The sequence below is a fragment of the Actinomadura sp. 9N215 genome (assembly GCF_044326345.1).
Taxonomy (GTDB): domain Bacteria; phylum Actinomycetota; class Actinomycetes; order Streptosporangiales; family Streptosporangiaceae; genus Spirillospora.
Genome location: NZ_JBIRBA010000012.1, coordinates 109,621 through 128,583, shown reverse-complemented (window position 1 = coordinate 128,583; position 18,963 = coordinate 109,621). Strand labels below are relative to the sequence as shown.

The following is an 18,963-nucleotide window of genomic DNA, read 5'->3' as shown; positions in this document are numbered from 1 at the left end:
CTCCTCTCAGTGGGTTCCGGGGGCGCGCATGCGTCCCACGATGCCGGTGTCGTACGTGCCGTCGGCGAACTCGGGACGGTCGAGCAACTCCCGCAGGAACGGCAGGTTGGTGCGCGGCCCTTCGATGTGGAACGCGTCGACGGCGACGCGGGCACGGCGCAGCGCATGCTCGCGGTCGTCGCCGTGGACGGACAGCTTGGCGAGCAGCGACCCGTGGTGCGGGGTGACGGTGGTGCCCTCGGCGTATCCCGCGTCGATGCGGATGCCGTCGCCGACCGGCTCCTCCCACACCTTGATCTCGCCGTGCGCGGGGTGGAACGTCCGCGGGTCCTCGGCGTGGACGCGGAACTCGACGGCGTGGCCGTGCGGGGTCGCGTCCGCGAACGAGACGGGCTCGCCGACGGCGACGCGGAACTGCTGCTCGACGAGGTCGACGCCGGTGACGAGTTCGGTGATCGGGTGCCCGGCCTGCAGGCCGGTGTCCAGTTCCAGGAAGAAGAACTCCTGCGCGGCGGGGTCGACGAGGAATTCGACGGCGCCGGCGCCGCGGTACCCGACCGTCTCGCCGGCGCGGACGGCGGCGGCGAGCAGCCGGTCGCGGAGGGCCGGGGCCACGCCGGGCGACGGGGTCTCCCCGGCGATCGTCCGGTGGCGGCGCTGGACGGAGCGGTCCCGTTCGCCGAGCGCGACGACGGCGCCGTCGGCGAGGCCGACGATCTGCACTTCGACGTGCCTGGCGCGGGCGACGTAGCGTTCGATGAGGACGTCGCCGTGTGCGGCGTGGGCGCGGACCGCGGCGTACGCGTCGCGCAGCGTCGCCTCGTCGTGGGCGGCGCCGAGACCGGCGCCTCTGCTGCCCGCGGCGGGCTTCACCATGACCGGGTAGCCGATGCGCTCGGCCTCCTCGACGGCCGTGTCGGCGTCCGGGACGGGCTCCCACACGCCGGGCGCGACGGGGACGCCCGCCTCCTTCATCAGGTTCCGGGCGTTGATCTTGTCGCTCATCCGGGCGGCGGCGAGCGGCGGCGGCCCGACCCAGACGAGGCCGCGCGCGCCGACCGCGCGGGCGAACCCGGCGTTCCCGGCGAGGAGCCCGTGGCCTGGATGGACGGCCTGCGCGTTCGTCCGGTGCGCGGCCTCCAGGATCGCCGGGACGTTGAGGTAGCTGCGCGCGGGGTCGGCGGGGCCGATGAGGACGGCCTCGTCCGCCTCCGCGACGAACGGCAGGTCGGTGTCGGCGTCGGAGTGCACGGCGATGGCCTTGACGCCCATCGCGCGGGCGGTGTGGACGATCCGGCCGGCGATCTCCCCGCGGTCCGCCACGAGCACGGACTCGAACACCTGCGGCCTCCCTCGCGGATCGGCGGGACCCGACGCCCCGACCCGGCCGAGACTAGCGCCGGCGGCGCCGCCGCGTCCGGCCGTGCGGCGCACAAAGAACGGCCCCCCGATTTGTGCGCGGGGCGGTCGATCGTGAGCCGACCGCGGCGGAACCGGAGGAGGAGGCCCTGCTCAGGAGTCGACGGGCGGGGTTCCGTGGGTGTGGAAGGACTCGATGGTCTTCAGGCCCCACGCCTGGCCCTTCGCGCGTTCGGCCTCGGTCCAGGTGATGGTCTTCCAGTCGGGGGCGAGGATGAGGCGGGCGCACGGGTTGCACAGTTCGACGCGGTTGCCGCCCGGCTCGTAGACGTAGAGGAAGAACGTCTGCTGGATGGCGTGCTTGTGCGGGCCGGTCTCGATGAAGACGCCGTGGTCGAGGAAGATGTCGGCGGCGCGGAGGATGTCCTCGCGGGTGTCGGTCGCGAACGCGATGTGGTGCAGGCGGCCGTGGCTGCGCGTCCAGTCGCGGGTGTAGACGAGGTCGTAGGACTTGTTGGTGAACGTGACCCAGCGTCCGGCGATGGCGCCGTCGTCCAGGCGGATCTGCTCGGTCGGGTGCCCGCCGAGGACGTCGCGCAGGAAGTCGGTGGACGGCTCGACGTCGGCGGCCAGGAAGTTGACGTGGTCCAGGCGGCGGACGCACACGCCCAGCGCCGGGTACGCCTGCGCCTGGTTCTTCAGCGACGGCGCCAGCTCCGGCGGCGCCCGGTACCACTCCGACTCCCAGTAGATCTCCAGTTCGTGGCCGTCCGGGTCGCGGAACACGTAGGTGGGGCCGAGGCCGGGGTCGCCGTCGCGCCAGCCGACGCCGAGGCCCGCGTCCTCGATGGCCTCGACGCGCCGGTCGAGCGCCTCCTGGGAGGACGCGCGCAGCCCCGTCCGCCGGATGCCGGACGTGCTGTGCGCGGTGAGCTTCAGCGTGTGGTGCTCGTAGTCGTCCCACGTCCGCAGGTACACCGAGTCGCCTTCGGCGCCGTTCTCGGTGAGGCCCATGACGCGGGTGAAGAACCACAGGCTCTTCTCCGGCTCGGGCGTCAGCAGCTCGACGTGCGCGACGTGCGCGATCTCATGCTTGATGGTCATCTGCGGCTCCGGGGGAAGACTGTTCCGTCGAAGAGTTTGCGGGCCGTGCGGACGACGCCCGCCCGCCGGACGGTCGTGCCGTCGAGGTCGACGGCCACGTCCAGGCGGCCGGTGGGGTGCTCGATGGTCATCGGGTCGCCAGGCGGCGGGAGCACGGCGAGGTCCCGGCCGACCGCGCCGTCGATCAGCAGCGCGGTGGCGACGGTGACGGCGCCGAGCACGCCGATCGAGGCGTGCACGCGCAGCGGGATGAACGTGCGGGTGCAGATCATGCCGCCGTCGCGGGGCGGGGCGACGAGGGTCGTCTTCGGGACGGACGCGTCCGACACGTCGCCGAGGCCCATCAGCTCGCCCGCCCGGAGCCGCAGCGCCTGGACGCGGTCGCGCAGGCGGGCCAGCTCGTCCGGGCCCTCGTAGCCGGTGACGCCGAAGGACGACGCGGCGGCGACGACCACCGGCATCCCGTTGTCGACGCAGGTGACCTCGATGCCGTCGATCACGTCGCGCGGGCGGCCGGTCGGCAGCAGCGCCCCGCACGACGAACCCGCCGTCCCCGCGAAGTCCAGGAGGATCGGGGCGGCGGCGCCGGGGACGCCGGAGATCGCGGTGCCGCCGTCGTAGTCGGGGATCCCGCCGGGGGTGGGGAAGGTGGCGGTGGCGATGCCGTCCGAGTTGAGCATGCGGACGCGGACGCTCGTGCGGTCGCCGTCCGGCTCGACCAGGCCGCGCTCGACGGCGAACGGCCCGATGCCCGCGAGGATGTTCCCGCAGTTCTGCCGGTCGGTGACGGTCGGCTCCTCCACGCCGAGCTGGAGGAACAGGTAGTCGACGTCGGCGTCCGGGGCGTCCGAGCGGGATACGACCGCGACCTTGCTGGTCAGCGGGTGCGCGCCGCCGATCCCGTCGATCTGGCGGGGGTCGGGCGTGCCCATGACGCGCAGCAGGAGGTCGTCGCGTTCGGCGGCGTCCGGCGGCAGGTCGTCGGCGAGGAAGTAGGCGCCCTTGGACGTGCCGCCGCGCATCATCATGCAGCGGATCCCGTTCACGAGCCCTCGTATTCGACGTGCTCGACGTACTCGATGCCCAGGTGCGGGAGGCGGGCGCGGAGGCCGTAGCGGTCGAGGCCCAGCTCGCCGCGCCGGAACGCCTCCCGCGCGGCCTCCTCCTTCTCGGCGCGGGCGCGAGCCGCGACGACCGCGTCCCGGGCGTCCTCGCGGCGCACGCACAGCACCCCGTCGTCGTCGGCGAGGACCGTGTCGCCCGGCCTGACGACCTGCCCGCCGATCGTCACCGGGACGTTCACCGAGCCGGGCGTCGCCTTCACCGTCCCCTGCGCGCTGACGGCCGCCGACCACACCGGGAAGCCCATCGCGTGCAGTTCGGCGACGTCCCGCACTCCGGCGTCGATGACGAGACCGCGCACGCCCCGGTGCTGGAGCGCGGTCGCGAACAGCTCGCCGAACATCCCGTCGGTGGACGGCGACGTCGTCGCCACGACCAGCACGTCACCGGGACGGCACTGCTCGACCGCGACATGGATCATCAGGTTGTCACCCGGCCAGGACAGCACCGTGACCGCGGAGCCACCGATCCGGGACCCCAGGTGCACCGGACGGATCGCCGGACCGAGATAGCCCGTCCGGCCCATGGCCTCGTGGACGGTCGCGACCCCGTACGCCGCGAGCGCGTCCACGAGGGCGGCGTCGGTGCGCGGCGGGTTCGTGACGACGACGGTCCTCACGCCAGCACCGCCGTCGTCTGCGGGTACAGCCGGACGTACGCCTCGGCCATCGTGGCGTGCGGCAGCCCGAGGTTCGGGCCCGCGTTCCGCTTCAGCTGCACGCCGCGGCGCCGCGCCAGTTCGGTGTAGTACTCCCACATGTGGACCTGCGCGGGCAGGCACTCCATCGCCTTCCGCTTCCGCTCGAACACCGGCGTGACGTCGAGCAGCACGTCCGGTTTGAAGTCGCACTGCTCCGGCTGGTGCGGCTCGAAGAAGAACACCGGCGGCGCGCCGAGCGGGTCGCCCGGCGCGTCGTACCCGATCGCCTGCGCGAGCACCCGGGCCTGCAACGCCATCCGCGCGGCCGCCGGATGGTCGCCGTTGTACGGGTCCGCCAGCGTGTGCGTCAGGACGACCGCGGGCTCGAACTCGCGGTACACGCGGACGAGCCGGTCCACCAGCTCGGGCGTCTCGCGCAGCGGGTAGTCGCCGGCGTCCAGGAACTCGATCTCGGCGCCGAGCTCCGCCGCGGCGGCCTCCGCCTCGCCGCGCCGCAGCTCCTTGATCTCGTCCAGGCCCCGGCCCTCGCGCCACGCCCGGGCGGACTCGCCGCGCTCGCCGTAGCTGAGGCACACGACCTTCGCGCGGTCGCCGCGCGCCGCGGCCAGCGCGATCGCGCCGGCGGCGCGCCACACGAAGTCGCCCGCGTGGGCGCTGATCACGAGCAGGGGGCTGGCCGGGGTGTCGTCGCTCATGTCCCCACACCCTCCACCCTTGTCGCCCAAATTGTCAACAATTCTGCGCACAGACTGTCCGACTCCCCGGGTTGACGCGCGCGGAGCTGTTCAGTTAGAAGCGGACGTGGGGGTCGGTTCACACCGGAGCGCACCGGTTCGCTCCGATGGTTCCGGGAACGGAGGACGGTCTTGACGAAGGTCGTTTCCGCGGCGGACGGACGAGAGCTCGCCGTGGAGCAATGGGGGGTCCCGACCGGTTTTCCCGTCTTCCTCCTGCACGGCACGCCCGGCAGCAGGCTCGGCCCCATCCCGCGGCCCATGGTCCTGTACCAGCTCGGGATCCGGCTCATCAGCTTCGACCGTCCCGGCTACGGCCGCTCCGACCGGATGATCGGACGCGTCGTCGCCGACATCGCGGCCGACGTGCGGCTGCTCGCCGACGTCCTGGAGCTGGAGAGGTTCGCCGTCCTCGGCCGGTCGGGCGGCGGCCCGCACGCGCTCGCCTGCGCGGCGCTGCTGCCCGGCCGCGCCACCCGCGCCGCCGCCCTCGTCGGCCTCGCGCCCGCCGAGGCGGAGGGCCTGGACTGGTTCGAGGGGATGGCGCCGTCCAACACCCGGGAGTACATGGCCGTGCGGGGGCAGGGGCCGCTCGTCACGGACCGGCTGCGCTCGATCGCCGACCGGATCCGGGCGAACCCGGCGCAGCACGTCGCGAACCTCTTCGCCGAGCTGACCCAGTCGGACCGCCGCGTCGTCCTGGAGTCCGGCATGCGGAGGCTGCTGCTGGAGACGTTCCGGGAGGCGTTCCGGACGTCCGCCGACGGCTGGATCGACGACCTGCTGGCGTTCTGCGCGCCGTGGGGGTTCGAGCTCGGCGACATCGTCGTCCCGACCATGCTGTGGCACGGCGCGAACGACACCTTCTCCCCCGCCGGGCACTCCCGCTGGCTCGCCGACCGGATCCCGTCCTCGACCGTCGTCGTCCAGCCGGGCTCGGCGCACTTCGCGGCGTTCGACGTCGTCCCGAACGTCCTGTCGTGGCTGGCGCGGCCCGCCGAACCCCAGCCCGCCTAGCCGCGCCGCCGTGGGCCGGCCCGGGCCGCGCTCAGACGGGGTGCAGCTCGAAGTCGCGGTACACGCGCAGGCCGTTCCGGACGTCCGTGATCAGCGGATGCGGCCGCTGCTCGGCCAGCCGCAGCAGCTCGGCGACGGCCCGCTCGCGCAGCTCCCGCGCCTCCGCCACCCGGCCCATCCCCTCCAGCGTGATCGACAGGCCGCCCCGGCAGAAGCAGGTGTCCGGGTGATCGTCGCCGTACACCCTGGCGAGCCCGGCGAGCGCGTCCCGCTCCCGCGCCTCGGCGTCCTCGAACCGTCCGGCGTCGCCGAGGCAGTTCGCGTGGTTGACGGCCGCGAGCAGCACGAGCGGATGGCCGGGGCCCAGCAGCTGCGTGAGCTTCGACGTGGTCTTCGCGGTGAGCGCGATCGCCTGGTCCAGGTCGCCGGTGTAGCGCAGGTAGCAGCCGAGATTGTTCTCGATCATCACGGTGTACGGGTGGTCGTCGCCCATCTGCGCCCGGTGCTTGGCGAGCACGGCGCGGACCCGGTCGCGCGCGCCGACCAGGTCGCCGAGCTCACCCGCGCAGGTCGCCACCTCCAGGTCGGCGGGCAGCGTGTCCGGCGACTCGGGGAAGTAGCGCTGGTAGCGGGCGTGGGTCTCCTCCGCCAGGGTCAGCGCCTCCTCGCGGAGCCCGGCCCGGCGCAGCGACACCGCGAGGCTCTTGCCCGTCCGCAGCGTGTCCAGGATCTGGTCGCCGAGCACCTCCAGGTAGCGCCGGTACACGTCGCGGAGCTTGACGACGGACTCGTCGTAGCGGCCCGCCTCGCGCAGGTCGCGCGCCACGTTCGCCTCGGAGAACAGCGTGTATGGATGGTCGTCGCCCAGCTGGATCTGGCGCAGCCGCAGCGTCTCGGTGTCGTAGCGGTAGGCGCTCTCCCAGTCGCCGGTGAGCCGGTAGTCGATCGCCAGATTGTGCGCGATCATCAGCGTGCGCGGATGCTCCTCGCCCCACGGCGTCGCCGCCTGCTCGTACGTCTGCAGGTCCAGCGCCAGCGCCCCGCGGTAGTCGCCCATCGCGCGCATGTCGGCCGCCAGGTTGCCCGCCGTGATCAGCGTGTGCGGGTGCGTCGGGCCGAGCGTCGGCGACGTCCGCTGCCGCTCCAGGACGTCCAGGTCGAGGTCGTAGGCCTCCTGGAAGTCGCCCTGCGAGCGGAGCACGTTCGCGATCTGCGACCGCAGGAACAGCCACTGCCAGTGGTCGCGGTCCAGCTTGTCGGCCCACTCGGCGACCAGCTCCTGCCCGGCCGCCATCGCGCTGTCGAAGACGCCGCGCTTCCACTGGTACCGGACGAGGTCGGTGAGCATCTGCCGGACGTCCTCGTCGTCGCACTGGGCCGCCGCGGACGGCTTCACGTGCGGCAGGATCTCCTCCAGGTTCGGCCAGTTGTCCGGATCGTCGGTGTCGCCGTGGCTCGGCCGCGCGCCCAGCAGGATCTTGTGCACGTCGTGGCAGGTCGTCTCCGTCAGCTCCGGGTCGAGCCCGTGCCGGATCACCGCCTGGACGAGCGGGTGCACCCGGATCGACTTGTTGCCCTGGTCGACCTTCGCCAGCGCGAACCGGCTGATCTCCCGGACGTGCTTGCCCAGCACCAGCGTGTCGCGGACCGTCTCGTCGTAGGAGGCGAGGATGCCGGCCGTCACGTCGCTGTAGATCAGGTCCAGCGAGATCGGCTCGGAGGAGAAGAACGCGAGCAGCTCCAGCAGCCGCGCCGCCGCCGGCGACGCCTCCCGCAGCTGCCGGAACGTGACGCTCCACGTCATCGCCACCGACTGCGGGAAGCTCTCCGCGCTGCGCTCCAGCGTGGACGCCGTCTCGTTCTCCAGCGCCTCCAGGTACTCGCTCGCCGGCATGAACGTCGAGGCCAGCCACGCGGCGGCCTGCTCGATCGCCAGCGGCAGGTAGCCGAGCGCCGTGCCGATCTTGCGGGCGCTCTCCTCGGAGATGTCCGGGACGCGCCGGACCAGGTGCTCGGCGGCCTCCTCCTCGGTGAACACCTCCACCGGGATCGGGTTGGCGAGCTCCGTCCAGGCCGGGTCGCGGGACGTGAGCAGGACGTGCCCGTCCCCGCCCGGCAGGTACGGCTTCAGCTCCTCCGGGTTCTCCGCGTTGTCGAAGATCAGCAGCCAGCGGGAGGTGGGCTCGCCGCGGCGCAGCGCCTCCAGCGCGGCGCCGGCCGCGTCCGCGATGTTCTCCCCGACTCGCAGCCTGAGCTGCTCGGCCAGGTTCGCCAGCGCCAGCCGGATCGAGTCGGACGACTGCGCGCTGATCCACCACACGAGGTCGTAGTCGGCCCGGAACCGGTGCGCGTACTCCAGCGCGACCTGCGTCTTGCCGACGCCGCCGAGACCGTGCATCACCTGCGGGATGACGACCCGCTGCGTCGCCCCGAGGAACTGGTCGCGGAGCACCTCCAGCAGCTGCCCGCGCCCGGTGAACGCGGTGTTGCGCCGGTCGGCGTTCCAGATCTCCGGCGCGGTCCGCGCCGCGCCCGGGAAGCGCGGCCCCACCCGCGAGTGCTCGGCCGGATGGTCGAAGGTGTAGCCGGGGCGGCCGAGCGCCCGGACGAGCGCCTCCGCGCCGTCGCGCTCCCCGAGCCCGGTGAGGTCGAGCGGCAGCTGGTCGGTGAGCGACGTGCGCGGCACGGCGTCCTGGATCCGGACGGTCGTCAGCCGCCGGTGCGGCGCGGCCGTGCGGCTCGCGAGCGGCTCCCACGCCCGCAGCGCCTGCGCCGAGGTGACCGAGTCGGGCGAGAGCAGCACGATCGTGTGCTCGCCCGGCGCGTCCTCCGGCACGTCCTGCGGTACGGCGTCCACGCTGCGGGCGTCGACGCGGAACCCGGCGCGGCGGAGCACCAGCGCCATCCAGTCGACCCACGGCCGGTCGGCGGAGACGTAGCTGACGAGCACATCGGAGACCTCGGCCGGGCCGCGTCGCGTGAACCGTTCGAGGGTCGCGAGGCGCAGCTCCTCCTCGACGGGCCGGTACTCCCGCACCCGCCCCTGGGTGATCACCTTGGTGAGCCGCTCGTACGCCGCGAGCATCGAGTTCGGCGAGCCGGGCGCGTCGCCGAACGTCGCCAGCGTCTCCTCGAACGCGTAGTACGGCCGGTACGGAACCTCGATCGAAAGCCAGTAGCCATTCGCCTCCTCCCGGGACATGCCGCGCGGGAAGCGGTCGAAACGCGCCCGCGCGTACGCCCGGCCCGCCTCGACCTTCGCGTTCTCGCCGAAGTCGATCCGCATGGGGACGGGCAGGATGCGGATCGGCCGCACATGGTCGCGCTTGTCGATGTTATGGGCGATGTCGGCGGCGCCGTCGATGCTCTGGTAGCTGAGGGTGAAGCAGTCGACCAGGACGTCCGGGAAGTGGAGCGTGCAGATGTCGGCGATGTCGCTGTAGCCGGTGCGGCTGTCGATCAGGACGTAGTCGTACTGCCGCCGCATGTCGTCGCGGAGCGCGTCGAAGAACTGGCCCCCGCCGAGGCGGCCGTAGAAGTGGTCGAAGTCCAGGGCCCGGGTGAGGGACGAGTAGTTCCTGTTCTGCCGCCCCGCGGAGATGAAGTCGAGCGTCCCCTCGCCGGGGAACTCCCACTCCAGCGTCACCGCGTGCCGCAGCACCTTCGCGTACGCGCGGTGCCAGTCACGGTCGTCGTCCTCGTGCTTGTTCGTGGTCGCCCACGAGTACTCGTCGAGCATGTCGATGACGCCGGGGGTCGACGTGAGGATGTTCTGGTCGAGGAACGGATGAAGGTATTTGTGCAGCCCCGGGGATTCGAGGTCCCAGTCGATGACGAGCACCTTCTGCCCGGCCGCGGCCAGGATCCAGGCGACGTTGGCGAGCGCGCACGTCCGCCCGGTGCCGCCCTTGTACGAGTAGAAGGTGACGATGGTCCCGCTGTTCGCAGGGCTGGAAACGTTCGCGATATTCGTCATGGGGTCTCCTCGCCTCAGAACTCCTGGTCGCGGAGAGTGGGCCGGGACATGGACGGCGGAGTGTGCGGCGGGTGCACGTCGGTCGTCTTCAGGTACCGGCCGAGCGCCTCGTTGACGGCCTTGGGCAGCGCGTCGCGGAACGCGGCGGGCGACCCGACGCGCATGGCCGAGCCCTTCAGCGCGGCCCCGTTCGGCAGCGCCTCGGCGAGGCCGTCGCCGAGGTCGGCCGCGGCCTCCGCCGTCTGCTGGTCGTCGTTGTTGAACGGGGCCAGCACGTGGACGGGATCCCGGTCGATCTGCCGGAGCCGCTTGCCGATGTCACGGTCCTTTGCGGCCCACGGGTCGACGACCAGCACCTCGGGCGCGTCCACCGGCTCCTGCGGCGGCTCGTCGGCGGTCTCGACGATCGACCGGTGGCCGAGCTCGCTGAGCACCTGCTCGGCGAACGAGCCGATCGGGAGGGTGTGGCCTTCGCTGCGGAACGGCGTCCACTCGCGGGTCGTCCGGCCGTAGTAGTAGGCGTCCCGCTCGGGCGGCAGCTGGTCGAGCGCGTGCGCGGCGAGCGTGACCCGGACGGCCGGACGGCTCGATCCCGGCGTCACGTCGGCGAACGGGCTCGTCAACGTCGATAAGGACGGGACCGGGCTGTACGGCAGCGCGCAGTCGGCCGCCCGTTCCTTGACGACCGTGGCCAGCCGCAGCACCGTCTCCTTGTACTGCTCGCGGAAACGGCCCAGCTTCATGATCCCGTAAAGGCCTTCCAGCGCGTAGGCGGACGGGAACTCCCGCGGCACGTTCTGCATGCTGTGCAACGGTTCGGGGATCTCGCTGATGTCCATCGGCGTCCACAGCGCCGGAATGATGGCGGCCGGACGGTTGAGACCGGCGGATTGTGCGTGATAGCGCTTCAGGAACGCCGACCATTCCTTGCCGCAGTACTCGCTGGCGAAGTAGGCCGGGGAGAACAGCGCGACGAAGACGCGGCAGTTCGCGAGCGCGTCCGCGAGCTGATCCGGCCACTCACTGCCGACCGGTATCTGCCTGTCCATAAATCCGGGATGAGACGTGCCCGTTGCCTGGCCGATGTCATAACAGAGATCGTTGTAGAACTTCGCCACCCAGCGGTCGGCGTGCTCGGGCCGGTAGCGCGACCTCGCGTAACTCAGAAAGAAGTACGGGCGCCTCTCCTCCGCCAGAACTCTTCCTGCCATGCCGCTCCCTCCCGGGTCCCATCAATGTATAGCGGCAAGGACGGAGAGCGTAACAGCCCGGTCAAATATGCACTTTTACCGATTCGGCGAGATGGGCGGGAGGTCCCATGACTCAAGTGTTCGGCGCATCGTCGCGACGAACTGCTCGCCGAGACCGGTCAGGGCGCCGGAGTCCTGGAGCGTGCGGGCGGCCGTGAGCGTCTTCGGATACCAGTCGGCGAAATGGCGGGCGGCCTCCGCCGCCACCGCGGCGTCGCCGGACCGCGTCCGCCGGAGCCAGAAGTCGGCGACGGCGACGTGCGCGTACGTGCCCTGCAGCAGACCCTCCAGCGGACGCGGGTCGCGGCGCCACGGCGCGTGGTACAGCCGGTCGTCGGACTTGTCGTACAGGTCGGCGAAGTCGAGGACGGCGCCGAGCTTCACATGCTGGAACTCGTGCAGGATCAGCAGGCACAGCATCGCCGGGCTCTCGGGCAGCGCGATTCCCACGGACCCGTACGCGTCGCGCGCCGCGGAGCTGACGCTGGCCCCGGACGCGGGCGGATCGAGCGGGACGATCGTCGTCAGCGCCTCCGCGATCGCGGGCGCGTACTCCGCGTACTCCTTTTCCAGCAGCGTGCACGCCTCCTGGAAGAAGGCCTGCCACCGCGCGAACCCGGCGGCGTCGAGCCGCGGCGCGGCGGGATGGTCGTGGCAGTCGCGGCGGGGGTCGAGGTCGTCGAGCGCGACGGTGAAGGACCCGGCGCTCAGGTGGCGGACCGGTTCGACCGACCGGGCGCCTTCGACGTCGAGGCTCCCCGCGTCGACGCGGACGGTGGCGTGGGCGCGGCCCGGCACCTCGTAGCGTCCTATTCCGGGGAAGTACACGGCGCCGTCCCGCACGGGGACGGTGAGCGTGACGTTCTCGACGGCCCGCGCCGCGGTCAGGCACGCGACGGTCGCCAGGAGCCCGTCGTCCTCCACCGCTTCACCGCGTGACTCGGAAGGATCGAGGGCGCGTAACCGTTCGACGGCCCAGGCCCGGACGTAGGGATGCGACAGCGCCCAGTCGTAGGCGTCGGGGTGCACGGCCCCGAGCCGCTTCACCACGTCCCAACCGCTCGGCGCCCCGTCCTCCAGCCCCCACCCACCACCATTCAACGGACGAGCTCCGCTCGGCGCACCGTCCTCCAGCCCCCACCCACCACCATTCAACGGACGAGCTCGGCTCGGCGCCCCGTCCTCCACGCCATTCGACGGACGAGCTCGCGGCGGCTCGGTGGCGGCGCCGACCGCGGCGAGCACGGCGCGGCGGCCGATCGCCTGTGCGGCGCCGAGCCGCGCGATCGAGGCGCGGTCGCCGTGCCCGGTCGCCACGGAGTGCACCACGGCGGGCGGCAGGACGTGCGGGTGGCGTGTGAGGCGGCCCTGGACGTGGCCGATCAGCGGGAGCAGGTCGGCGCAGTAGACGCTGGGGTTGGCGAAGCCGGACCCGTCGTCGCCGCGGTACCGGTGGGCGTACAGCCCGCCGCCGCAGGTGGCGACGACCGGGCATTCCCGGCAGGTGTCGCACAGGGCCGCGAGCCCGCCCTGCCTCGCCTCGATGCCCGCGTTCCGCGCGACGTCGTCGGCGGAGTGCCGGAACACGTCCATACCGGTGTCGGGGGCGCCGTCGTAGGCCGTCTTCAGCGAGTCGGCCTGCTCGTAGCGGCCGTCGGTCTCGACGACGAGCACGTCGCTGGCCTCCAGGCCCAGCGACTCGGTGAGGCTCGGCCCGCCCTGGGTCGTGCTGATGATCGAGTCGAAGATCCGCACCGGGACGGGACGGCCGTCGTCCAGCCACCGGTCGGCGATGGTCTTCAGCCAGTCGGCGTACGCGGTGGGGGACGTCCTGCGGGGCGGATGGTCCCAGGTGTGGTGGGGCCAGAGGAAGTCGATCGCGGGCGGCTCGTGTGCGACGAGGGACTCGTAGACGGCGATCGGGTCGTTGGCGACGTCGATGGTGCAGAGCAGGCCGGAGTACAGCTCGGGATAGTCGGAGCGGAGCAGGTCGATGGCCCGGACGACCTTGTCGTAGCTGCTCCGCCCGTCGCGGTATAAGCGGTGCCGGTCGTTCGCCGCCCGGTCGCCGTCCAGCGAGATGCCGATCTTGACGCCCTGCTCGCGGAACAGGTCGCAGAACCGCCGGTCGAGCAGGACGCCGTTGGTGTGCATCCGCAGGTCGACGTCGCAGACGCCGCGGAGCGGCGCCCGCAGCGCGGCGATGAGGACGGCGAGGTGGCGGGGCCCGGTCAGCAGCGGCTCACCGCCATGGAGGACGAGGGACACCCGCGTCAGGCCGTGGTCGCGCGCGTGGTCGGCGATGCGCTCCGCCGTGCGCTCCATGGTGGCCACGGCCATCTCGGGGGGCCGCCTCCGCCAACCCGTGTCGGCGTGCTCGAACACGTAGCAGTGATCACAGGCGAGATCACATCGGCTGTGCACTTTGAGCACGAATTGCCGGAACAGAGTTGACGGAGGCATGACTCTTGTTAATGTGATGTCAGATGAAGGAGTTGAACGCGGCGACCCGCACGGCCTCCGAACCGTCTGCGTTCAGCTCGTCCGTCCGGGTGAGTCGCGCGACGATCCGCGCCGCCTCGGCCTCGACGGCCAGCGCTTCGGGAGTCAGTGTCCGCAAGTCGGAAAGTCCCGGTGTGTCTGCTTCGTCCAGCGCCTTCATAATCATCCATCCCGCCATGGTGACAGTGCGTAGCGTTATTATGGCCCGCCCAGAGCCGATATTCGACGGATCCCTTATTACGGGAAGCGTTTGTAGCCAGGGCATGACCGATCTTTAGACCGGTCCTCTTACAGTCTGTACACGGGAGGCTTCCACAATGCTTCCACTTTCCGCAGCAGAAACCAGAATTTGGTCTAGACAGACCCATGACCAGCATCGGCCAGTTCCAGCTATCTGTGAAATTGTGCATAGAGGCTTGACGTAGACCAAAGGCGACATTCCACTCAAGGCGTGGAGGCTCTCGCCGAATCACACTATCCAGCTCTTTTTCGGGCGGCTGACACGAGCGCGGCGTCCGGGCAGCAGCGGCTGCTCGTCGCGACCGCGCTCCGGCTCGTCGCCCTGCTGACCGCCGCCGTCCTCGGCACGTTCACCTTCGAGGTGGGCCGGATCGACGCGGCGGCGATCATCGCGGCCGCCGGGCTCTGCGTCGGCCTCGTCGTCGAGGTGTACCTGCTCACCGAGCGTCCCGACCGGCAGTGGTACGAGTCGAGGGCGGCGGCGGAGTCCGCCAAAACGCTGGCGTGGCGGTACGCGGTGGCCGGGCAGCCGTTCGGCGCGGAGGACGTGGACGACCGCGCCGCCGAGTCGCTGCTGCTGCACCGGTTCGGGGTGATCCGCGGCAACCTGCACGCCCTCGTCGTCGACGCCGACGGCGGCGGCCTCCAGGTGACCGACGAGATGCGGCAGCTCCGGGGCCGTCCGCTGGACGTCCGCAGAAGCGCCTACCGGGCCGGCCGGATCGAGGACCAGTACCGCTGGTACACCCGCCGTTCCATGGAGCACGGCCGCAGCGTCGCGCGCTGGTCGGTGCTGCTGGCGACGCTGGAGGCGTGCGGGCTGGTCGCGGCCGTCCTCAACGCGGTGGGCATGCTCGCGCTCGACCTGCCGGGCATCGTCGGCGCCGTCGCCGCGGGCGGTCTCGCCTGGGTGCAGACCCGGCAGCACCAGCAGCTCGCCACCGCGTACGGCATCGCGGCGCAGGAACTCGCCGAGATCGCCTCGCGGATCGAGTGGCCGGAATCGGAACCGGAGTGGGCGCACTTCGTCGACGAGGTCGAAGAGGCCATCTCGCGGGAACACACCCTCTGGTGGGCGTCCCATGTGTAGGCCGGCGGCGGCCGAGAGGAAGGCAGGAACACGATGCGGATCGCCATCACCGGACACCGCGACCTCGACGAGCGCACCACCGCCCTCGTGGACGCCGCGATCCGCCGCCTGCTGCGGGACCACGGCACGCGGGACATCGTGGGCGTGTCGTGCCTGGCCGCCGGCGCCGACCAGATCTTCGCCCGCGCCGTCCTGGAGCTCGGCGGGCGCCTGGAGGTCATCGTGCCCGCCACCGGCTACGCCGCCGTGCTCGGCGCCCGCGCGCGGCGCGGCTTCGAGGAGCTGAAGGCACGCGCCTGGAAGGTGCTGCCGCTGAAGCACTCCACGCCGGGCCCCGGCCCCTACCGTGACGCCGGGCTGGCGATGCTGGCCCGCGTCGACCACCTCATCGCCGTCTGGGACGGCGCCCCCGCGCGCGGACGCGGCGGCACGGCGGAGATCGTCGAGTTCGCCCGGAGGCGTGACCTGGCCGTGCACGTGGTCTGGCCTGACGGGGCGAGGCGGCTCGGCGCCTCAGGCGTGTCGTGAAGTAGCACGTCAGACGCTGTCGACGGCTTGGAGGAGGCCCCAGACGAAGTGGGCCGCGAACGTGCCGTCGGGGGTGGTCAGGGTGGCGTGCCAGCGGCTCGGGGCGTCGCCGTCCTGGTGGGCGACGGTTCCGAAGCGGGCGTTGAGGTCGCCGACGACGCAGGTCCAGGGGACGAGGTCGTCGACGGTGTCGAGGCGCGGCACGGGGACGCCGTCGTCGCGGACGAGCCATTCGTGCGCGACCGATCCGTCCGGGGCCATCATGATCTCGAAGCGCAGGCCCGGCCACAGCGGCAGCGGCGTCCACCAGGCGATCTCGCAGGTCACGTCGCCGATCCGGCGCTGCTCGACGGAGGTGGGCGGGCCGAGGACGGTCTCGTAGCGGCGCCGCCCGCGCGGGAACGTCCGCGACCGGAGGATGCGCTGCCAGCGGGCGTTGACCTCCCGCATCTCGGTGCGGGACGCGTCCAGCGCGCGCATCGCGTCCTCGACGAGGCCCGGCTGGTAGTCGGCCATCCGGCGGAGCAGCACGAGCTGGAACTCCCGGCGCGCGAATCCCTTCACCGGCGTCACGCTACCCGCCGCCCCCGACAGCCGCGGTTCCGCTATTCGTCGTCGATGAAGCCGAGGCCGTGCGCTTCCTCGGCGTCGGGGGTGAAGGGCTCTTCGGGGTCGTAGTCGGACGGGCGCGGCCGCTCGGGGCCGTCCGGGCCGACGCGGACGACGTACTCGAAGCGGATCACGCGGAAGCGGCGTCCGAGCACGGTCAGCTCGGCGCGCCGCGTCCCGTCGCGGAGCAGGCCGGCGGCGGCGCGGTACTCGGCGAGGACGTCCGGCGACGACGGCAGCATCATCGGCACGATCGTGTCGAAGTAGGTGGCCAGGTGGTCGCGGACGTTGGCGGGGCTGTGCAGGAACGGGCCGTGCGGCGGCCACGTCCCGCTCTCCTTCTCGGCGGCGGCGAACCGGACGGCGAGCCGGGCGACGCGGGGGTGGGTGGTGAGCGCGCGGCGGGCGTCGCGGGTGACCTCGGCCGGGACGACCGGCCCCTCGGGGACCTTCTCCCACCGTTCGCCGAGCAGTTCGGACGACCCGGGCGCGTGCGCGGGAGGCAGCAGCCCGTGGTCGAACCGGCCGGCGTCGCGCCGCGTGCGGGGCTCGGGCAGGTCGTCGGGGTCGGTGGGGCGCGGCGGCTCCGGGCCGTCCACCCCGAAGCGGCAGAACCGGTCGGCGCGGACGATGCGGAACGAGCGCCCGGCGACGGTCACCTCGTTGGGACGGCCGAGTTCGAGGAGCGCCGCCCCGTCCCGGTACTGCTCGCGGTCGGCGGCGGAGACGGCGGACGTCCGGGCCATGTTGCGGAACCACCAGGCGAGGGAGTCGCGGGCGTCCTGCGGCGTCATCCGCTCCATCCCGGACATCATCCAGCCGGCGGCGACGCGTTCCATCACGCCGTACGTCGGCCCGTACCAGAGCACGAGCGGATGGGTCCGCTGCGCCCGCACCTCGCCGAGCCACGCCGACGACGACGCGGCCGACAGTGAAGGGGGCAGGTCACCAGCGAGAGCCGCACCATCACTTCCTGTCATACGTCCCATCGTCACAGGGCGCGGGGGGTCGGCGCTCGCGATTCGGCGATTACGCGGGTCAGCACGTGCGGGCACCGAAGGCGTCGGCGGGCATGGCCGAGCGGCTGCGGGGCCGATCATGACGGCGAGCGGAGGCACGGCGGGCCGACGCGGTTCCCGTTATGGCGATTCTCTGTCATTCTCTGGGTTCTTCCGGACGGATCGACTGCGCGTGCCGGAACACGTTCAGCGGATCCCAGTCGCTTTTGACGTCCTGAAGTCTCGCGTAGGAATCCTTGTAGTAGAGCGTCTCCCACGACTGCCCCGACTGGTTCCACCGCTCGTCGTTCAGGTCGACGTCCGGGTATCCGATGTAGCAGCCGTCCGTGATGTCGCCGCCCGCGACGGGCACTCCCCCAGTGTTCGCGAACGTGGCCTTGTAGGTGTCGCGGATCCACGCGATGTGCGTGTCCTCGTTGACGTCCCCTTTCGTCCAGTAGACCTGGTATTGCGTCTTGAGAATGGAGTCGCGCTGCCGCGCCGCCGTATCGTGCAGGGGGCTGTTGACGGCGCTGCCGTACGAGTCGACCTGGATCAGCGCCTGCTTGTTGACGTAGTCGGTGTACTTCTCGTTGCCGAGGTACGCCCACATCGCGTCGATCTGCCGCCCGGTGAACGGTCTCCGCAGGTAGGCCGACTTGTATTTCCCGCAGCGGTTCTCCCCGCTCGCGTTCAGCGCCTGCGTCGCCGTCAGCCACGGCATCACCCGCGGAATGTCCAGGTGGACGAAATGCTCGCCCATCGCCGTCCTCATCGGCGTCGCGGCGGGGCCGATCCGTCCGTCGACGGCGGCGATGAAATCGGTCATGGCCTGCTGGCCGTCGGGGTCGTCCACGTCCACCTGCGCCAGCATCCCGATCTGGCCGTTGCTGACGTGGTTGAGCTTGAGCATCGCGAACAGTTTCCCGGCCGCCGTGGAAGCGTCCTGATGGTCACGGAAGTACTCGCCGAACGCGGTCACCAGCGTGGCGAACTCGTCCTTGGTGAAGTCTTTCCAGTCCCAGGCCATCGCGGTGAGGAGCACCCGCGTCGGTGGCTCGGGCAGGCCGCGGAACCAGAACCGGGTGACCACCCCGAAGTTCCCCCCGCCGCCCCCTGTGTGCGCCCAAAGCAATTCACGCAGCCGGGTCTCTTTGTCGTCCCGCTTGGCGACGACCAGCCTCACGGTCTTGTCGGCCTTCACCACTGCCACTTCGACCGCGTACAGATAGTCGACGGTGAGCCCGTGCTGCCGTGACAGAAGCCCGAACCCGCCCGCCGGAATGTGCCCGCCGAGCCCGACCGAATAGCACGACCCGCCGGGCAGCGCCTTTCCGCTCGCCGGATACAGATGGCTGTAGACGTGCCAGTTCGTCGCCCCGGCCTGGACGCAGTAGGCCTGAATGGCGTCGTCGTAGTACATGCCGTACATCGGGCTCACGTCCAGGATCACCCGCACGTCCTCGCCGCAGACGAAGTTCTCGTAGCAGTGCCCGCCGGCCTTCACCGTGATCCGCGTCCGCTCCGGGTCCTGCGGGGGCTGGCGCACCGCGTCGGCGAGCGCCGCCGCCACCTCCTGGGGCGTCCGCACCAGCCGTACGTACTCCGGCTCGGCGATCCACCGCTGGTTGAACCCGCGGCTCACCGCCGGAAACCGCTTGTCGCCGGGACGGATCGTCGTGCTGGGCAGTGCCGAGATCTCGCTCATCCCATCGCCTCCGCGCCTCGAACCAGAACCGCGAAGAACCCTTCCCAACCACCCCAACAGGTAGT

15 protein-coding genes are annotated in these 18,963 nt (G+C 71.6%); 3 read left to right on the top strand and 12 right to left on the bottom strand.

Annotated features, from left to right (window positions below):
• Positions 1-6: 6 nt before the first annotated feature.
• From ACH34T_RS21155 to ACH34T_RS21135, 5 genes are all read right to left on the bottom strand, one after another.
• Positions 7-1,341 carry an acetyl/propionyl/methylcrotonyl-CoA carboxylase subunit alpha gene (locus ACH34T_RS21155; RefSeq protein ID WP_395993907.1) on the bottom strand — a complete coding sequence of 445 codons (1,335 nt, stop codon included), beginning with the start codon at positions 1,339-1,341 and terminating at the stop codon, positions 7-9.
• Between the two features lie 171 nt (positions 1,342-1,512).
• Positions 1,513-2,463: a catechol 2,3-dioxygenase gene (locus tag ACH34T_RS21150; RefSeq protein WP_395993906.1), complete on the bottom strand. Its 951-nt coding sequence runs from the start codon at positions 2,461-2,463 to the stop codon at positions 1,513-1,515.
• Positions 2,460-3,509, bottom strand: a complete 1,050-nt coding sequence (locus ACH34T_RS21145) for a 4-oxalomesaconate tautomerase (RefSeq protein WP_395993905.1) — start codon at positions 3,507-3,509, stop codon at positions 2,460-2,462. Before ACH34T_RS21145 ends, ACH34T_RS21150 begins: the two co-directional genes overlap by 4 nt.
• The gene (locus ACH34T_RS21140) at positions 3,506-4,204 is read right to left on the bottom strand and encodes a 4-carboxy-4-hydroxy-2-oxoadipate aldolase/oxaloacetate decarboxylase (RefSeq protein WP_395993904.1); all 699 of its coding nucleotides are present in this window, start codon (positions 4,202-4,204) and stop codon (positions 3,506-3,508) included. Before ACH34T_RS21140 ends, ACH34T_RS21145 begins: the two co-directional genes overlap by 4 nt.
• A complete protein-coding gene (locus tag ACH34T_RS21135) occupies positions 4,201-4,941 on the bottom strand; it encodes a PIG-L deacetylase family protein (protein WP_395993903.1) in 741 nt (246 codons plus the stop codon). Before ACH34T_RS21135 ends, ACH34T_RS21140 begins: the two co-directional genes overlap by 4 nt.
• Positions 4,942-5,112: 171 nt before the next feature.
• Between ACH34T_RS21135 and ACH34T_RS21130 the strand changes: the two genes are divergently transcribed.
• Positions 5,113-5,997, top strand: coding sequence for an alpha/beta fold hydrolase (locus tag ACH34T_RS21130; protein ID WP_395993902.1), 885 nt, complete (start codon positions 5,113-5,115; stop codon positions 5,995-5,997).
• A 31-nt stretch (positions 5,998-6,028) separates the two neighbouring features.
• Here ACH34T_RS21130 and fxsT read toward each other — a convergent pair whose 3' ends face one another.
• The 4 genes from fxsT to ACH34T_RS21110 form a co-directional block, all read right to left on the bottom strand.
• Positions 6,029-9,973, bottom strand: a complete 3,945-nt coding sequence (fxsT, locus tag ACH34T_RS21125) for an FxSxx-COOH system tetratricopeptide repeat protein (RefSeq protein ID WP_395993901.1) — start codon at positions 9,971-9,973, stop codon at positions 6,029-6,031.
• Between the two features lie 14 nt (positions 9,974-9,987).
• Positions 9,988-11,184: a TIR-like protein FxsC gene (locus ACH34T_RS21120; RefSeq protein ID WP_395993900.1), complete on the bottom strand. Its 1,197-nt coding sequence runs from the start codon at positions 11,182-11,184 to the stop codon at positions 9,988-9,990.
• 75 nt (positions 11,185-11,259) lie between these two features.
• Positions 11,260-13,686 (bottom strand): FxsB family cyclophane-forming radical SAM/SPASM peptide maturase, encoded by a 2,427-nt coding sequence (locus tag ACH34T_RS21115; RefSeq protein ID WP_395993899.1) that lies wholly within the window; start codon positions 13,684-13,686, stop codon positions 11,260-11,262.
• Positions 13,687-13,705: 19 nt separating this feature from the next.
• Positions 13,706-13,885 carry a hypothetical protein gene (locus ACH34T_RS21110; RefSeq protein ID WP_395993898.1) on the bottom strand — a complete coding sequence of 60 codons (180 nt, stop codon included), beginning with the start codon at positions 13,883-13,885 and terminating at the stop codon, positions 13,706-13,708.
• Positions 13,886-14,176: 291 nt separating this feature from the next.
• On the opposite strand from ACH34T_RS21110, the gene ACH34T_RS21105 reads away from it, so the two are divergent.
• Positions 14,177-15,055, top strand: a complete 879-nt coding sequence (locus tag ACH34T_RS21105) for a DUF4231 domain-containing protein (RefSeq protein ID WP_395993897.1) — start codon at positions 14,177-14,179, stop codon at positions 15,053-15,055.
• Between the two features lie 33 nt (positions 15,056-15,088).
• Complete coding sequence (locus tag ACH34T_RS21100) at positions 15,089-15,583, top strand: hypothetical protein (RefSeq protein ID WP_395993896.1); 495 nt, start codon at positions 15,089-15,091, stop codon at positions 15,581-15,583.
• Positions 15,584-15,592: 9 nt separating this feature from the next.
• Here the strand turns inward: ACH34T_RS21100 and ACH34T_RS21095 are convergent, their stop codons facing one another.
• The 3 genes from ACH34T_RS21095 to ACH34T_RS21085 all read right to left on the bottom strand — a co-directional run bounded on the left by ACH34T_RS21095 (position 15,593) and on the right by ACH34T_RS21085 (position 18,898).
• A complete protein-coding gene (locus tag ACH34T_RS21095; RefSeq protein WP_395993895.1) occupies positions 15,593-16,147 on the bottom strand; it encodes a hypothetical protein in 555 nt (184 codons plus the stop codon).
• A gap of 41 nt (positions 16,148-16,188) precedes the next feature.
• A complete protein-coding gene (locus tag ACH34T_RS21090; protein WP_395993894.1) occupies positions 16,189-17,172 on the bottom strand; it encodes a DUF5954 family protein in 984 nt (327 codons plus the stop codon).
• Between the two features lie 175 nt (positions 17,173-17,347).
• Positions 17,348-18,898 (bottom strand): FAD-dependent oxidoreductase, encoded by a 1,551-nt coding sequence (locus tag ACH34T_RS21085; protein WP_395993893.1) that lies wholly within the window; start codon positions 18,896-18,898, stop codon positions 17,348-17,350.
• Between the last annotated feature and the right edge of the window lie 65 nt (positions 18,899-18,963).

What these genes read in the sequence shown, in the direction of transcription:
- ACH34T_RS21150 (WP_395993906.1), bottom strand. Translation starts at nt 2,463, where the DNA reads ATGACCATCAAGCATGAGATCGCGCACGTCGCGCACGTCGAGCTGCTG.
- ACH34T_RS21135 (WP_395993903.1), bottom strand. Translation starts at nt 4,941, where the DNA reads ATGAGCGACGACACCCCGGCCAGCCCCCTGCTCGTGATCAGCGCCCAC.
- fxsT (WP_395993901.1), bottom strand. Translation starts at nt 9,973, where the DNA reads ATGACGAATATCGCGAACGTTTCCAGCCCTGCGAACAGCGGGACCATC.
- ACH34T_RS21120 (WP_395993900.1), bottom strand. Translation starts at nt 11,184, where the DNA reads ATGGCAGGAAGAGTTCTGGCGGAGGAGAGGCGCCCGTACTTCTTTCTG.
- ACH34T_RS21115 (WP_395993899.1), bottom strand. Translation starts at nt 13,686, where the DNA reads ATGCCTCCGTCAACTCTGTTCCGGCAATTCGTGCTCAAAGTGCACAGC.
- ACH34T_RS21110 (WP_395993898.1), bottom strand. Translation starts at nt 13,885, where the DNA reads ATGAAGGCGCTGGACGAAGCAGACACACCGGGACTTTCCGACTTGCGG.
- ACH34T_RS21100 (WP_395993896.1), top strand. Translation starts at nt 15,089, where the DNA reads ATGCGGATCGCCATCACCGGACACCGCGACCTCGACGAGCGCACCACC.
- ACH34T_RS21090 (WP_395993894.1), bottom strand. Translation starts at nt 17,172, where the DNA reads ATGACAGGAAGTGATGGTGCGGCTCTCGCTGGTGACCTGCCCCCTTCA.
- ACH34T_RS21085 (WP_395993893.1), bottom strand. Translation starts at nt 18,898, where the DNA reads ATGAGCGAGATCTCGGCACTGCCCAGCACGACGATCCGTCCCGGCGAC.